At 71.2% G+C, this 15073-nt stretch carries 13 protein-coding genes and 1 pseudogene; 7 read left to right on the top strand and 7 right to left on the bottom strand.

Annotated elements, in window-relative coordinates:
- Positions 1–13 precede the first annotated feature (13 nt).
- Together AB0I54_RS25610 and AB0I54_RS25605 are read right to left on the bottom strand one after the other, a co-directional pair.
- The gene (locus AB0I54_RS25610; RefSeq protein ID WP_363298485.1) at positions 14–922 is read right to left on the bottom strand and encodes a LysR substrate-binding domain-containing protein; all 909 of its coding nucleotides are present in this window, start codon (positions 920–922) and stop codon (positions 14–16) included.
- Positions 923–1143: 221 nt separating this feature from the next.
- A pseudogene (locus AB0I54_RS25605) lies at positions 1144–1644 on the bottom strand (zinc-binding dehydrogenase); the annotation flags it as partial.
- Positions 1645–1710: 66 nt separating this feature from the next.
- On the opposite strand from AB0I54_RS25605, the gene AB0I54_RS25600 reads away from it, so the two are divergent.
- On the top strand, positions 1711–1908 hold the full coding sequence (locus AB0I54_RS25600) for a cupin domain-containing protein (RefSeq protein WP_363298484.1): 198 nt from the start codon (positions 1711–1713) through the stop codon (positions 1906–1908).
- Positions 1909–1912: 4 nt separating this feature from the next.
- Here the strand turns inward: AB0I54_RS25600 and AB0I54_RS25595 are convergent, their stop codons facing one another.
- The 3 genes from AB0I54_RS25595 to AB0I54_RS25585 form a co-directional block, all read right to left on the bottom strand.
- Positions 1913–3019: an aliphatic sulfonate ABC transporter substrate-binding protein gene (locus AB0I54_RS25595; RefSeq protein ID WP_363298483.1), complete on the bottom strand. Its 1107-nt coding sequence runs from the start codon at positions 3017–3019 to the stop codon at positions 1913–1915.
- A gap of 414 nt (positions 3020–3433) precedes the next feature.
- The gene (locus AB0I54_RS25590) at positions 3434–3892 is read right to left on the bottom strand and encodes an Rrf2 family transcriptional regulator (protein WP_363298482.1); all 459 of its coding nucleotides are present in this window, start codon (positions 3890–3892) and stop codon (positions 3434–3436) included.
- Between the two features lie 117 nt (positions 3893–4009).
- Positions 4010–5239 carry an acyl-CoA dehydrogenase family protein gene (locus tag AB0I54_RS25585; RefSeq protein ID WP_363298481.1) on the bottom strand — a complete coding sequence of 410 codons (1230 nt, stop codon included), beginning with the start codon at positions 5237–5239 and terminating at the stop codon, positions 4010–4012.
- A 435-nt stretch (positions 5240–5674) separates the two neighbouring features.
- Between AB0I54_RS25585 and panD the strand changes: the two genes are divergently transcribed.
- A complete protein-coding gene (gene panD / locus AB0I54_RS25580) occupies positions 5675–6094 on the top strand; it encodes an aspartate 1-decarboxylase (RefSeq protein ID WP_363298480.1) in 420 nt (139 codons plus the stop codon).
- 32 nt (positions 6095–6126) lie between these two features.
- Positions 6127–6864, top strand: coding sequence for an aspartate/glutamate racemase family protein (locus AB0I54_RS25575; protein ID WP_363298479.1), 738 nt, complete (start codon positions 6127–6129; stop codon positions 6862–6864).
- Positions 6865–7318: 454 nt separating this feature from the next.
- On the opposite strand, the gene gndA is transcribed toward AB0I54_RS25575, so the two are convergent.
- The gene (gene gndA, locus AB0I54_RS25570) at positions 7319–8758 is read right to left on the bottom strand and encodes an NADP-dependent phosphogluconate dehydrogenase (protein WP_363298478.1); all 1440 of its coding nucleotides are present in this window, start codon (positions 8756–8758) and stop codon (positions 7319–7321) included.
- Between the two features lie 345 nt (positions 8759–9103).
- Between gndA and AB0I54_RS25565 the strand changes: the two genes are divergently transcribed.
- Positions 9104–10312, top strand: a complete 1209-nt coding sequence (locus AB0I54_RS25565) for a transglycosylase family protein (RefSeq protein WP_363298477.1) — start codon at positions 9104–9106, stop codon at positions 10310–10312.
- Here AB0I54_RS25565 and AB0I54_RS25560 read toward each other — a convergent pair.
- Complete coding sequence (locus tag AB0I54_RS25560; protein WP_363298476.1) at positions 10302–11552, bottom strand: DMT family transporter; 1251 nt, start codon at positions 11550–11552, stop codon at positions 10302–10304. The two genes, AB0I54_RS25565 and AB0I54_RS25560, sit on opposite strands and share 11 nt — an antisense overlap.
- A gap of 229 nt (positions 11553–11781) precedes the next feature.
- Here AB0I54_RS25560 and AB0I54_RS25555 point away from each other — a divergent pair, with 229 nt between their 5' ends.
- The 3 genes from AB0I54_RS25555 to glgC are packed head-to-tail and all read left to right on the top strand — an operon-like array spanning position 11782 to position 15021.
- Positions 11782–12540, top strand: coding sequence for a (2Fe-2S)-binding protein (locus AB0I54_RS25555; protein WP_363298475.1), 759 nt, complete (start codon positions 11782–11784; stop codon positions 12538–12540).
- 38 nt (positions 12541–12578) lie between these two features.
- On the top strand, positions 12579–13748 hold the full coding sequence (gene glgA, locus AB0I54_RS25550) for a glycogen synthase (RefSeq protein WP_363298474.1): 1170 nt from the start codon (positions 12579–12581) through the stop codon (positions 13746–13748).
- Positions 13749–13800: 52 nt separating this feature from the next.
- Positions 13801–15021 (top strand): glucose-1-phosphate adenylyltransferase, encoded by a 1221-nt coding sequence (gene glgC / locus AB0I54_RS25545; RefSeq protein WP_363298473.1) that lies wholly within the window; start codon positions 13801–13803, stop codon positions 15019–15021.
- Positions 15022–15073: the final 52 nt, after the last annotated feature.

Below are 15073 nucleotides of genomic sequence, written 5' to 3'. Positions count from 1 at the left end.
GGGATCAGGGCCGTCAGTCGGCCGTGACCGTGGTGGCGGCCGTCAGACGCAGCTGGCGGATCACGCCACGCACCGCGGGCGAGGTCTCGCCCCTGCGGTAGGCGCCGACCAGCCGGGTGGTCAGCGCCACGTCCGCCAGCGGCCGGTAGGCCACCCCCGGGATGTTCACGCGCCGCAGCGAATCGGGGACCAGAGCGACCGCGAGACCACCGCCGACCAGGGTCAGCGCGGCGATGAAGTCACGCACAGGGGGAGCGCACCGTGGGCTGAAGCCCCCCTGCTCCGCCACTTCCAGGATCTGGTCGCGGCAGCCGTACTCCTCGTCGAAGTGCGGGGCCACGAAGTTCTCGTCGCGCAGCACGGCCGCCGGAATCGCCTCGTGCGCCGCCAGTGGCGCGCCGGCCGGCAGCGCCAGGACCACGTCCTCGTTGAGCAGGCAGGTGGCCATGACTTCCGGCGGGTACTCCGGCCGCCAGCGCAGAAAGCCGACGTCGATGTCCCCGCAGGCCAGCGCTTCCAGCTGGGCCGGTGTCTCCAGCTCGCGGACCTGGACCGTGAGGTCGGTGCCGGGGCCCGCGCAGCGGGTGAGGACGTCGGTCAGCACCCCGGAGAACGCCGCCGAGGCGACGTAGGCGATCTGGGCATGCCCGAGCTCGCCCCGGCCGGCGCGCCGGCCCACCGCCTCGGCCCGGGCGGCCTGGGCGAGTGTCAGCCGGGCCTCGTCGAGGAACAGCTGCCCGGCGCTGGTCAGGGCCGGGCGGGTGCGCCGTCCGCGGTCGACGAGCCGTACGCCCAGGTGCGACTCCAGCGCCCTGATCTGAGCGCTGAGCGCCAACGGCGCCAGGTGCAGCCGATCCGCGGCCCGCGCGAAGTGCAGCTCCTCCGCGACGACGACGAACGATTCCAGCCAGCGCAGTTCCATGGGTTCCTCCGTCGGACGGGCACCCCGCGGCGGTGTCGGGGCAGAACAGGACCGCCGCGGGGTGAGTAGCGGGAGCCGCGGTTCAAGGGTTCCACGACGTAGTTGCTGAATCCGCCGTCGGGGTCCACGGCCCGTCCCGAGATCGCCTCGTTGACCTTCGAGAGCGGGAAGGGCTTGGTGATCAGGTACGACAGGTCCAGGGCTCCGGTGGCCACCATGTCGGCGACCTCCTGGCCCTGCGCGGTGGAGAACCAGTTGGAGCCGATCAGCTGGACCTGCTCGTCCATGAGCCACTTCACGTCCACGGGCAGCCGGTCGGCCACGCCGCCGACGTTGATGACCCTGCCGCCGCGGCGGACGCCCTGCATGGAGTCGAGCATCGTCTCCACCGGAGCCTTGGCATCGAGCGCGCTGATGACGAAGTCCGCGCCTTCGCCGCCGGTACGGGACTTCGCCCACTCGCCCGCGGAGCCCTCGCCCAGCCGCATGACCTCGATCCGGTCCGGGGCCAGCTCCCGGACCCGCTTGAGCAACTCCTCGTTGCGGCCGGTGCCGAGGACCCTGGAGACACCGGAGGCCAGCGCGAGCAGGGCGGAGGCGATGCCGAGGGTGCCGGTGACGCCGTCGATCAGCGCGACCTGGCCGGGACGGGCCGCGGCGTGTTCGAGGGCGCCGTAGGCGGTGCCGAAGTAGCCGAGCTTGCCGGCCTGCTCGAACGTCATGTTGTCCGGGATGTCGACGATCGCGTACTGGGGCGCGGCATCGCTGACCTCGTGGAGCCCGACGGCATGCACACCACGCCGACCGTCGACTACGGCATCGTCCTGCAGGGCGAGATCGTCCTCGAACTCGACGACGGCCGGTGCACCCCGCTGTCGGCCGGCGACATCGTCATCCAGAACGGCACCAGGCACGCGTGGCGCAACCGCAGCGACCAGCCGGTCACGATGGCCTTCGTCCTCATCGGAGCCGGACCCATCGGCTGACCAGTTATTCGGTACCGAGACCGGCGTCGTCGACCTCGTCCTTGCCCTCGGTCTTGAGGACCTTGTCGAGGAGCGTGAGGTCGTAGATGCCCTTCAGGTCGGGCTTGTCGAGCAGGCCGGCTGTCACCGCGTGCTCCGCCTCGGTGTCGAGGGTGGAGGCCAGAGGGTCGTCGAGGAAGGTGATGGACTTCCAGGCCGGGTCGATGACGTCGGCGGGCAGCGCCTTGCCCGACAGCTCCTTCAGCGCCGTGTTGGCGGCGGTCTTCGCCTTCTCCGTGTTGGCGTTGATCCACGCGTTCGTCTTCACCGAGCCGCGCAGTACGGCCTCGACGACGTCGGGGTGCTCCTTGAGGAACTTCTGCGACACGATGATGTTCGTGATCACGAACTTCTTGTCGGGCCACAGCGTCGACTCGTCGAGCAGTACCTTGCCGCCCTCGGCGACCAGCTTGGACGCGGTCGGCTCCGGGACCCAGGCGCCGTCGATGGAGCCGGACTTGTAGGCGTCCGGGGTGATCTTGTTGTCGGTGCGGACGACGGAGACGTCGCCCTTGCCGCTCTGGGCGTCGACCTTCCAGCCCTGCTCGGTGATCCAGTTGAGGAAGGCGACGTCCTGGGTGTTGCCGAGTTGCGGGGTGGCGATCTTCTTGCCCTTGACGTCCTTCAGGGACTTGATCTTGTCCGGGTTCACGACGAGCTTGACGCCGCCGGAGGCGGAACCGCCGATGATCCGCAGGTTCTTGCCGCCCGACTTGGTGTAGCCGTTGATGGCGGGGGAGGGGCCGATCCAGCCGATGTCGATGGACCCGGCGTTCAGCGCCTCGATCTCGGAGGGGCCGGCGTTGAAGGTCGAGGCCTTGATGGTGGTGCCGCCGAGTTCCTTCTGGAACAGGCCCTCCTGGACGCCCACGAGAGCGGTGGCGTGCGTGAGGTTGGGGAAGTAGCCGATCTTCACTTCGTCGGTGGAGAGCTTCTTGGCACCGGCCGCGGCCGCGGTCTTCTTCCCGTCGTCGGTGGACTCGGAACCGTACCCGCAGGCGGTCAGCAGGACAGGGAGCGCCGCTATGACGGCGATGGTGCGGAGGGTGGTGAGCGGTCTTGCGGCAGACACGGAGGTGTCCTCTCCGGTGATGGACGATCAGGGAGGTACGGCAGGGCGAGGCGGGGGGGTATGGGCTTCGCGTATGCGTATGCGCATGCGCGTGGGGCATGCGCGTGCGGCATGCGGGATGGTGGGAGGAGCGCAGCGGTTTTCTGTGCGGTGCCGGCGGGGTCGCGGACGGCTCAGACAGAGCGACAGATGGCACTGGACGTACGGCCGAAGTCGATGTGGCGACGTGACGTCAGCAGGGTCAGCAACAGGAGGGTGCGGTCGAGCGATCTCATGGCCCCACCCCGCATTCCCTAGTTTTCCTACCTGACTGCTAGGGATCGTGCCAGAAGGCGGCGCCCACCCCAAGGGGGTGTTCGCATGATGGACGGCCGTATCTAGCTATCTGGGATACGGGTGAAATGGCTCAGCGCGTCAGGGGTTTACCCAGGCTCCGGGGGCATCGCTCAACGCCGACACTTCAGCAGGTAGTCGGGAGGCTGCGACGTCGGCGAGCGACACGCCGTCGAGGATCTCGCGCACGTTGGACCGCAGCGCGATCCACAAGGGCAGGAGCGACTCGGCGGGGCCGGTGTAGGACAGCTCCGGAGGGCGGACTCCACGCACCGAGACCAGCGGTCCGTCGACGACGCGGATCACGTCGGCGATGCTGATGGACTCGGCGGGCCTGGCCAGCCGGTAGCCGCCGTTGCCGCCGCGCTGGCTGAGGACGAGACCGCCCCGGCGCATATCGTTCAGGATGCTTTCGAGGAACTTGTGCGGGATGTCCTGGGCGTCGGCGATGGCCTCGGCCTTCATCGGCCCGTCGTCCCGTGAGGCGGCGAGCAGCAGTGCGGCTCGTACCGCGTAGTCCGCCCTGGCTGAGATCCGCATGCGCCCATTATCCCGTACGGCCTCGGTCGGCATCCGCTGCGGACGTGCCGCGGTGGTCACCCGGTGCAGCAGGCGCGGGCGGTCGCCGTAGCCGTCGGGGGGCGAAGCCGCTGATGGTCAGCCGGGCAGGACGAACGGCGGATGCGCGCCGTTGAGGAAGTAGTCCCCGACATCACGGAGCCGGTGGGTGACGGGCTCGTACAGGGTGTGGGTCCGGGCGTTGCGCCAGAAGCGGTCGAAGCCCAACCTCGAAGACGCGGAGCGGGTGCCGACGATGTCGAGGGCGCGGGCGGTGGACTCCTGCGCGGCCCGGGAGGAGGCGGCCTCGGCCATGGCGACGAGGACGGAGATGTCCGCGTACTCGTCGTAGGTGAGGTCTTCGCCGCGTGCCAGCCCGCCGTGCACGGCTTCCAGTGCCTGATCGGTGAGTGCGGACGCGGAGCGGGTGAGGACGGTGAGTTCCCCGTAGGCGGCCAGCACCTGCGGGTCCTGGGGAGGGCCGACCGGCCGGGCGGGGTGCCAGGGCGAGTGACCTGCCCGGCTGTACTCCCGGGCTTCGGCTAGCACTCCCTCGGCCATGCCGAGACGGAGCTGGACGGAGAGGAGCCGCCCGACCGGAGAGGCCAGGGCGGCCAGGGGCGACATCATGTCCTCGTCCCAGGACAGCGAACCCAGTACGTCGTCGGCGGCAACCGGTACGGCGTCGAACTCCACGCTGCCGCCGGCCGCGAGGCGCTGGCCGAAGGTGTCGGCGTCGCCGTCGATACCGACGCCGTGGTGGGCGGGATCGACGACGACGGCGAGCGGTTCGCCGGTGTCGGCCCGCACGGCCCGCACGGTGAGGCGGTCGGCGACCAGGACTCCGGTGGGGTAGTACTGCCGTCCGTCGAGCACATGGCCGCCGCGAGCCCTGGCCAACGTCAGTGGGGATTCCTGACGGGCCAGACCACCACCCCAGCACCACTGCTCCGCCGCGTACTGCCGTTCGAGCCGGGCGGCACGGGAGGGTTCGGTGAGGAACAGGGCGGTCCACGACAAGAAGTAGTGACTGCCGAGCAGTTGACCGATCGCGCCGTCGGCCGCGGCGATCTCCCGGACCACGGCGTAGGCCGTGGGCCAGTCCGCGCCGCCTCCCGCCGACTCCGCCGGGATGAGGAGCGTCAGCAATCCCGCCTCGCGCAACCGGGACACCTCGTCGAGCGGGGCCTTGCCCGCCTGCTCCCGGGCCACCGCGTCCGTGGCCAGGTCGTCGGCCGTCTCACGGGCCACGCGCAGCCAGTGCGCACGGCCGGGCCCGGTCCGGTCGGACTCCGAAAGGGGGCCGGACGGCGCAGCGGCAACGCCCATGGCGGAGGTCTCCTCAAGGTCAACGGTGAGACGGAGCGGAGCGGCACGCGCTGTGTGTCAGCCGCGAGCCTTGCGCACGACGGCGTGTACATCATCCTGCGCACCACGCTGGGGATCAAGGCTTTCCTAGTAAATCGATAGGAATTATAGGGAACATGGCTGGGCAGGCAGCTCGGCCCGTTCCGGCGACGCCCGCAGCCCCACGATTCATACGACCTGGCTGCTGGTTTCGTGACGGAGATCTCGATGCGCCCGCGAGGCGCTGGTCCATACTCTGGTCCCGTTCGTCGATCGGACTGAGACGCGGGCCCGTGAACGGTCTTCGGCAGATGGCTGACGCAGCGTCAGTGAAGTCGGGCAGGGTGCCGTTGTAGGCTCAAAGAATAGCCCTTGACCTGCAAGAAGCGGGCAGGGAGCGAATTTCGGGAGTGCTGAATGCTTCGTACTATGTTCAAGTCCAAGATCCACCGAGCCACCGTCACCCAGGCCGACCTGCACTACGTGGGATCGGTGACCATCGACGCGGACCTGCTCGACGCGGCCGATCTGCTGCCCGGTGAGCTCGTGCACATCGTCGACATCACCAACGGCGCCCGGCTGGAGACGTACGTCATCGAGGGCGAGCGCGGTTCCGGTGTCATCGGGATCAACGGCGCGGCCGCCCACCTCGTCCACCCCGGCGACCTGGTGATCATCATCAGCTACGCTCAGGTGACCGACGCCGAGGCGCGGGCGCTGCGGCCGCGGGTGGTGCACGTCGATGCGGACAACCGGATCGTGGCCCTCGGCGCCGACCCGTCCGAGCCGGTGCCGGGCTCGGACCAGGAGCGCAGCCCGCAGGCCGTCCCGGCCTGACCGGCGGACGGACGACCAGGAGCGGGCGGGGCATGAGTGGCATCGAAGGAGTGGCTGGTGGTGCAGCCGGGCCGGTTCTGATGCCCGTGTCGCTCGCCCTTCTGCACACCTCACCCGTGCACGTTCCCGTCTTCGACGCCCTGCGCGACGAGCACCACCAGGGCCTGGAACTACGGCACTTCGTCGACGAAGGCCTGCTGGAGCGGGCCCGGCGGGACGGTCCGGATGCGGTGGCGCCGGAAGTGGGTGCCCTGGTGGAGCGGGCCGTCGCCGACGGGGCACGGGCCGTGCTGTGCACCTGCTCGACCATCGGTGGGGTCGCGGAGGCGGCCGCCGCCGGGGCGGGGGTGCCGGTGCTGCGCGTCGACCGGCCGATGGCCGCCGCGGCCGTGGCGGCGGGCCCCCGCGTCGTCGTCCTGGCCGCCCTCGAGAGCACGCTCGGCCCGACCGCGGCCCTGGTCGATGAGGAGGCCCGCCGGGCGGGGCGGGACGTCACCGTGCGCACCCTGCTCGTCGAGGGCGCCTGGGCCCGCTTCGAGGCCGGCGACGACGAGGGGTACGTACGCCGGGTGGCGGCCGCCGCCGACGCCGTCACCGGTGCCGACGTGATCGTCCTGGCCCAGGCCTCGATGGCCCCGGCCCAGCGGCTGACGACGACCGCGCTCCCGGTGCTGTCGAGCCCGCGGCCGGGTCTGGCGGCGGGGGCCGAAGCGGTGGCGGTGGCGGCGGCCAGAGACGGAGCAGCGGTCCGGGGCTACCCGAACTCCTGAGTGTCCTCTCCCCGGCAAGCCCACCCGGGCCCCCGCGCTGCCGCCCACGGGTGAGTGGCGGAGCGGGCGTCGGGTACGTGGGGGATGAGTCCAGAGGCGATGTCGAGCGACTGGCCGGAGGACACCATGACGACCCCCTATCCGGAACCCCTCGGGCCAGGGCCCACCCCCGGCCCGGACCCCCAGCACCCGGAGCCGCCCCCCAACCCGGTCCCGGCCCCCGAACCACCACCGGCTCCCCAGCCGCCGCCCCCGGAGCCCCCGCCCGGCCCCCGGCCGACCCCGCCCCCGGAGCCGTCCCCGTCGCCGATCCCCCCGGGCCCCGAACCGGTCCCGAACCCCGAACCGGGCCCACCGCTCACCTGAAACACACCCGCCCGGTGAAACACACCCGGCCCCGCGCCCCAAAGGGGGGCACGGGGCCGGGACGCCGCAGGGCCGCGCCGGACGGTGCCTACGCGGACACCTCGGACCGGTCCCCGCCCCACAGCGTGTGGAAGGAACCGTCCCGGTCCACCCGCCGGTACGTGTGCGCCCCGAAGAAGTCCCGCTGCCCCTGCGTGAGGGCGGCGGGCAGGCGCTCGGCGCGCAGCCCGTCGTAGTAGGCGAGGGCCGCGGCGAAGCCCGGGGTCGCCACGCCCTGGCGGGTGGCGGCGATCAGGACCTCGCGCCAGTCGTCCTGGGCGGCCGCGATCTCCTGCGCGAACGTCTCGTCGGAGAGCAGGCTCGGCAGGTCGGGCCGGGCGTCGTAGGCGGCGCGGATACGGTCCAGGAAGGCCGCGCGGATGATGCAGCCGCCGCGCCAGATCGAGGAGACCGCGCCGAGGTCGATGTTCCAGTCGTACTCGTCGCTGCCCGCGGCGATCTCATGGAAGCCCTGGGTGTACGACACGATCTTCGAGGCGTACAGCGCCTGCTCCACCCGGTCGGCGAAGGCCGCCGCCTCGGACTCGGACAGCGGGGACGGCTTCGGTCCGGCCAGGCCCCGCGAGGCCTCGCGCAGCGCCGCGTGGCCGGACAGCGAGCGGGCGAAGACCGCCTCCGCGATCCCGGAGACCGGGACGCCGAGGTCGAGGGCGATCTGGACGGTCCAGCGGCCGGTTCCCTTCTGCTCGGCCTGGTCCACCACGACGTCGACGAACGGCTTGCCGGTCGCCGCGTCCACGTGCGACAGGACCTCCGCCGTGATCTCGATCAGATAGGAGTCCAGACGGCCCGTGTTCCAGGTCCGGAAGATGTCCGCGATCTGCGCGGGGGAGTACCCGGCGACATCGCGCAGCAGCTGGTAGGCCTCGCCGATCAGCTGCATGTCGGCGTACTCGATGCCGTTGTGCACCATCTTCACGAAGTGACCGGCGCCGTCCGGGCCGACGTGCGTGACGCAGGGCGCGCCGTCCGCCGCCTTCGCCGAGATCTTCTCCAGCATCGGGCCGAGCGAGTCGTACGACTCCTTCGGGCCACCCGGCATGATGCTCGGCCCGTGCAGCGCGCCCTCCTCACCCCCGGAGACGCCCATGCCGACGAAGTGGATGCCCTGCTCGCGCAGCGCCTTCTCACGGCGGCGGGTGTCCGCGAAGTGTGCGTTGCCACCGTCGATGATCATGTCACCGGGCTCCAGCAGCGGGGCGAACTCCTCGATCACCGCGTCCGTCGGGCCACCGGCCTTGACCATGATGACCAGCCGGCGCGGCCGCTCAAGGGCCGCCACGAACTCCTCGGCGGTCTCGGCCCCGATGAAGTCCCCCTCGTTCCCGAACTCCTCCACCAGCGCCTTCGTCCGCGACACCGTACGGTTGTGCACGGCGACCGTGTAGCCGTTGCGCGCGAAGTTCCGCGCGAGGTTGCGGCCCATGACCGCGAGACCCGTGACGCCGATCTGCGCCGAAGTGCTCATACCGCCTGCTCCTCAAAGATCTGGTGGATCCGCTGGATCCTGCAAAACAACAAGGGTGGTGCCCGACGTGCTCGTCAGTATTGCCCTGCGACATTGTCCTGCGACATTGCCCTATGACATCGTCCTGCGACCATCCTGACGTGCCGGTACGGCGACCGCACATCCGACCCGCCAGGCTTGAGTACGCACGGAAGGCGTCCAGTGCCTCAGCCGGTTCGGCGGATCCGGCCAACGAGGGCCGATTCCTGGCCACTTGCGGTGACCAGTGGCCCGATTGCCGTCTTGTCATGGCCTGTTCGCCGCGCTTACTTTTGCCCCTCCTGACGCATGTCGAGGGGGCTCTCCATGGCCGCACGCGGCCGGCACCGCCGGTACCAGCCGAACAGGATCAACCGCGCCTCACTCACCGTCACGGCGGGCGGCGCCGGCATGGCGATCCCACTGGTGGCCGCCGGGACCGCCGGTGCGGCCGACGTGGCCACCTGGAACAAGGTCGCCGCCTGCGAGTCCAGCGGAAACTGGAGCATCAACACCGGCAACGGCTACTACGGCGGACTGCAGTTCACCGCGTCCACCTGGGCGGCCTACGGCGGCACCAAATACGCCCCGCGCGCGGACCTGGCCACCAGGGACCAGCAGATCGCGGTCGCGGAGAAGGTGCTCGACGGGCAGGGACCCGGCGCCTGGCCGGTGTGCTCGGTGCGCGCCGGACTCACCCGGGACGGCTCCGCCCCCGACGTCCACACCGAGAGCGTCTCGGCCCGGCCCACCAAGAGCGCCCGGGGCGCCGGGAGCTCGGTGCGCGACGTACAGCCGCAGACCACGCCCCAGTCCCGGGCGGGCAAGGCCGAGATGTACACCGTCGTGCACGGCGACACGCTCTCCGGCATCGCCGAGGAACGGCACGTGCCGGGCGGCTGGCACCGGCTCTATGCCGCCAACCGCACGACCATCGGGTCCGATCCCGATCTGATCCTGCCGGGGCAGCGACTGAACCTGCGCGGCAAGGCTGCCCCCGCGGCGGGCAACGAGACCCAGACCCCGGCCAGGCCCTCGACGAAGAAGCCCGCTTCGAAGCACCCTTCGAGGTCGGCTCCGGGAACGAAGAAGTCCTCGTCCGAGGGCACCCGCACGACGTCCACGAGCGGCCACTCCCTGGTCGCCCCGGTCCACGCCGCGATGGGCACGCCCTACCACCAGGCAGGATCCCACTGGTCGAAGGGCTACCACACCGGCGTCGACTTCCCCGTGCCCACCGGCACCTCCGTGCGGGCGGTCGCCGCCGGACACGTGGTCGCGGCCGGCTGGGGAGGCTCGTACGGCTATCAGGTCGTCATCCGGCACGCCGACGGGCGCTACACCCAGTACGCCCATCTGTCGGCCATCTCCGTGAAGGCCGGGCAGCCGGTCTCCGCGGGGCAGCGCATCGGCCGCTCGGGCTCCACCGGAAACACCACGGGCCCGCATCTGCACTTCGAGGTGCGGACCGGACCCGGCTTCGGTACGGACATCGACCCGGTCGCCTATCTCCGGGCCGGTGGCGTCAGGATCTGACCCTGATGCGGTGCCGCTCCACGCCGGTGCGGTGCCGGTTCACGACGGGCAGCGGCACATAGACGCCCGTGTAGAAGGGGCTGTAGGTGGGCACGACGAAGTAGGGGTCCGAGGGCTCCTCGGTGTTGTCGCCGCGTGTTTCGTCCGCGGCGGGTACGAGGACGTCGTCCAGCGTGGTGTCGTCCAGGACCTCCTCCAGGTCCTCCAGGTCCGCCAACTCCTGCAACTCCTCCAGTTCCTCCAGTTCCTCCAGCTCCTCCAGGGCCGACGCGACCCGCTGCTGGGGCAGGACGACCGACGGTGTCCCGGTGGGTGCCGGCTCGGCGAGGACGAGGGCGAGATCGAGGGCCGGCGCGGCCGGCGCGAGCGGGGCCGGTCCGGTCTCGGGCAGCGGCTCCGTCGTACGGGGGGTGTGCTCCAGCCGCTCCGTGGTCAGCAGGATCAGACCGCCCGCTGCCACTACACCGCAGCTCAGGGCGAGCGCGGTGCCCGTGGTGCCGTGGCGGAAGGTCTCGCCGAACATCGTGATGCCGACCGCTGCCGCGAGCACCGGGTTCACCACGGTCAGGGTGGCGAGCGGCGCCGCGAGGCCGCCGCCGCGGTAGGAGGCCTGCGACAGCAGCACACCGGCGACCGCGAACACACCGATCACGGCCAGCGACGGCAGTTCCGCGAGGGAGACGCCGCCGGTCCAGTCGACGGCCACGGTCTTGGTGAACACGGACGACATACCGAACGCTATGCCGGACGCGGTGGCGAGCAGCACGCTGCGCACCGCCGGGTGCCGGTGCGCGGCCCGTCCTGCGAGCATCAGCGCTACGACCGCGCCGCCGGTGACCAGGGCCACGGCCACGCGCTGCGCGGCGTCGAGGGACGTGGCGTCGGACGAGCCGACCAGGGAGAGCAGACCGGCGAGGCCGACCGTCGCCATGATCGCGCCCCGCCAGGCGGTCGCCCTGGCCTTGCGGCCGACGAACAGGGCCGCCATGGGCAGCGCGAACACGATGGTCAGGGCGCCCAGCGGCTGCACCAGACTGAGGGGGCCATAGGCCAGCGCCACCACGTGGAGCAGCCCGCCGAGCCCGTTCAACGCCACGGCCGCCCACCAGCTCAGGCGCCGCAGCGGCGCATACTGCTCGTCGGGGGAGGACGCCGCGACCTGCTCCTGCACGATCGCTCCGCCCGCGTACGCGACGGCGGAGACGAACGACAGCAGCACGGACACCGCGAGGGCGCTCATGAGCTGTTCCTCTGAGTGAGGCCGGGGCCCTGGGCCCGGTTCGACGAACGGTCTGCTTCCATAGCCAACACTCTGCCGTGTCGAGTTCTTCCCGTCGTCGTACCTGAGCAGGCAATGGGTCCTACTGCCGATGGAGTACGCCTGGACCCCGATCATCCCCAGGGTGGGCGACACAGGGTGGAGACCCTCGGGGGCACGCTGCTGCCGGCCCCTGGTACTACTGCTGCTCGTGGACCTCGACCCGGACCTTGCCGCGCTCCGCCCGCTCGGTGGCTTCTTCGTCCTGCGCACGGCAGGAGGAGCGGCCGGGGCAACACCGGGAGGGCTGCCCACACTTGCCGAAACCTACGAAAAAGCGACGGCGGACATCGATGACGACGCGCTGACGTTCCGCGTCGAGACGGTCGCACACCGCCTCCGCACCCGGGAGTTCCGGGTGGCGGCGTCGATCGCCCACCAGGCGCTCGCGGCCCGCCTGTGGTCGCCGGCCCTCGGCTGCGCCGCCCTGTACGGCCGCCTCCCCGACCTGGACCCCCGCCTGCTGCGCTGGGACCCGGCCGCCGTCGCCCCCGACGACCTGTGGCTGACCGAGCCGGGCCCGCCGCCCGGGAACCCCGGGAACGCCGCCACCCTCGCCGCCGCCGTGCTGCGGGGCCATCTGGAGCCCCTAGGGGAAGCCCTGAGAGCCCGGTACGGCCTCGCGGCCGGCCTCCTGTGGGGCAACGCGGGCTCGGCGCTCGCCGGAGCGGCCCGGGAGCTCGACCGGTGGGCCCGCGGCAACGGCCGCGGCGACGTGGCCGACCGGGCCCGCACCCTCACCGCCGAACTCTTCACGCACCCCCTCCTGACGGACACCGGCACCCTCACCGGCACCTCCTTCCGGCGCCGCAGCTGCTGCCTCTACTACCGGGTACCCGGCGGCGGGGTCTGCGGTGACTGTTGTTTCACACGGCCACCGTGCTCTTCCCCGGGCGGCGCATCTGGGTGACCATGAGGGGACCGGCCGGTGAGACCAGGGGGTTGCGGGTGCGAGTGGGACTGCTGAGCCGGGAGTACCCCCCGGACGTGTACGGCGGCGCGGGCGTCCATGTCGAGTTCCTGGCGCGGGAGTTGAGGCCGCTGGTCGACCTGGAGGTGCACTGCTGGGGCGAGGGCCGCGCCGTGGGCGTCGTACGCCACCGGCCCTGGTCCGCGCTCGACACCGCCAACGACGCGCTGCGCACCTTCTCCGTGGACCTCTCCATCGCCGCGGCCCTCGAAGGCCGCGAACTCGTCCACTCCCACACTTGGTACGCCAATCTCGCCGGCCACGTCGCCAAGCTGATGTACGGCGTCCCGCATGTGCTGACCGCCCACTCGCTGGAGCCGCTGCGCCCCTGGAAGGCCGAGCAGCTCGGCGGTGGGTACGCCCTGTCCGGCTGGGCCGAGCGCACCGCGATCGAGGCCGCCGACGCCGTGATCGCCGTGTCGGCGGCGATGCGCGAGGACATCCTGGGCTGCTACCCCGCGCTGGACCCGGCGCGGGTCCACGTCGTGCACAACGGCATCGACACCGCCCTCTACCGGCCGGACCACGGCACCGACGTCCTCACCCGCGTCGGCCTGGACCCGGACCGCCCCTATGTGCTGTTCGTCGGCCGGATCACCCGGCAGAAGGGCGTGCCCCATCTGCTGCGCGCGGTACGGAACATCGACCCGGCGGCACAGGTCGTGCTGTGCGCGGGCGCGCCCGACACCCCGGAGATCGACCGGGAGTTCCGCGACCTGTTCCAGGAGCTGAGCCGGGTCCGCGAGGGCGTGCACTGGATCCCGCAGATGCTGCCGCGCGCGGACGTCATCCAACTCCTCACGCACGCCGCCGTGTTCGCCTGCCCTTCGGTGTACGAACCGCTCGGCATCGTCAACCTGGAGGCGATGGCCTGCGGCACACCCGTCGTGGCCTCCCGGGTCGGCGGGATTCCCGAGGTCGTCGAGGACGGTGTGACGGGCCTGCTCGTCCCCGTGCACAAGGAGGGCGAGGACCCCGGGGAGTTCGAGGCCGGCCTGGCGCGGGCACTGGACGCGGTCGTCGGCGACCGGGAGACGGCCCGGCGGATGGGGGAGGCCGGACGGGAGCGCGCGGTGGGCGAGTTCGGCTGGGACACGGTGGCCCGGCGCACGGTCCGGCTGTACGAGGAGATCCTCAAGCAGGCTTAGCACGCTGTTCCCGGGGGCAGGCATGGGGCAACCAGGGTGAGGGGGAGCGGCCATGCGTCGTGGCGGACCTTCAGTTCTCGGCATCGTGCTGGCGGGCGGCGAGGGCAAGCGGTTGATGCCCCTGACCGCGGACCGGGCCAAACCAGCGGTCACCTTCGGCGGCACCTACCGGCTCGTCGACTTCGTGCTCTCGAACCTCGTCAACGCCGACGTCCTGCGCATCTGTGTGCTGACCCAGTACAAGTCGCACTCGCTGGACCGGCACATCACCACCACCTGGCGGATGTCCAGCCTGCTGGGCAACTACATCACTCCGGTGCCCGCGCAGCAGCGGCTGGGCCCGCGGTGGTACCTGGGCAGCGCGGACGCGATCCTGCAGTCGCTCAACCTCGTCCACGACGAACAGCCCGACTACGTCGCGGTGTTCGGCGCCGACCACGTCTACCGCATGGACCCGCGCCAGATGCTGGCGCAGCACGTCGAGGGCGGCGCGGGTGTGACGGTCGCGGGCATCCGTGTCCCACGGGTGGAGTCCTCCTCCTTCGGGGTGATCACCCCCGGCTCGGACGGGCAGAGCGTGGAGCGCTTCCTGGAGAAGCCCGCCGACCCGCCGGGACTGGCGGACGACCCGGAGTGCGTCTTCGCCTCGATGGGCAACTACATCTTCACCACCAAGGCGCTGATCGAGGCGTTGCAGCGGGATGCCGAGGACGAGCAGTCCGTGCACGACATGGGCGGTTCGATCCTGCCCCAGCTCACCGCCCGGGGCGAAGCACAGCTGTACGACTTCAGTGACAACCACGTCCCCGGCGAGACCACCCGGGACAAGGGCTACTGGCGGGACGTCGGCACCCTCGACGCCTACTACGACGCCCATATGGACCTGATCGCCGAGCGCCCCGCCTTCAACCTCTTCAACCGAAGCTGGCCCATCTACACCCACTCGGGCCAGCTCTCCCCGGCCCGCTTCAGCGCCGGCGGCATGGCGAGCGAGTCCATCATCAGCTCGGGCTGCCTGATCCGCGGTCAGGTCACCCGGTCCGTCCTGTCACCCGGTGTGGTGGTCGACCCGGGCGCCGTCGTCCAGGGCTCGATCCTGCACGACAACGTCCACATCGGCCGGGGCGCGGTGGTGCGCGGTGCCGTCCTCGACAAGAACGTGGAGGTGCCGCCCGGCGCGACCATCGGCGTCAATCCCGAGCGGGACACCGAGCTTTACACGGTCTCCAAGGGCGGGGTGATCGCGCTCGGGAAGGGGCAGCGGGTCCCGTAGGTCTCGTACTCCTGTTTGGTGGCTCCCTCTTCTGACGCGACGCGTTTTGTTC

The organism is Streptomyces sp. NPDC050625, assembly GCF_040654755.1.
Classification (GTDB): domain Bacteria; phylum Actinomycetota; class Actinomycetes; order Streptomycetales; family Streptomycetaceae; genus Streptomyces.
The sequence above is the reverse complement of the archived record's forward strand: the minus strand, read 5'-3'. Positions and strand labels throughout refer to the sequence as shown.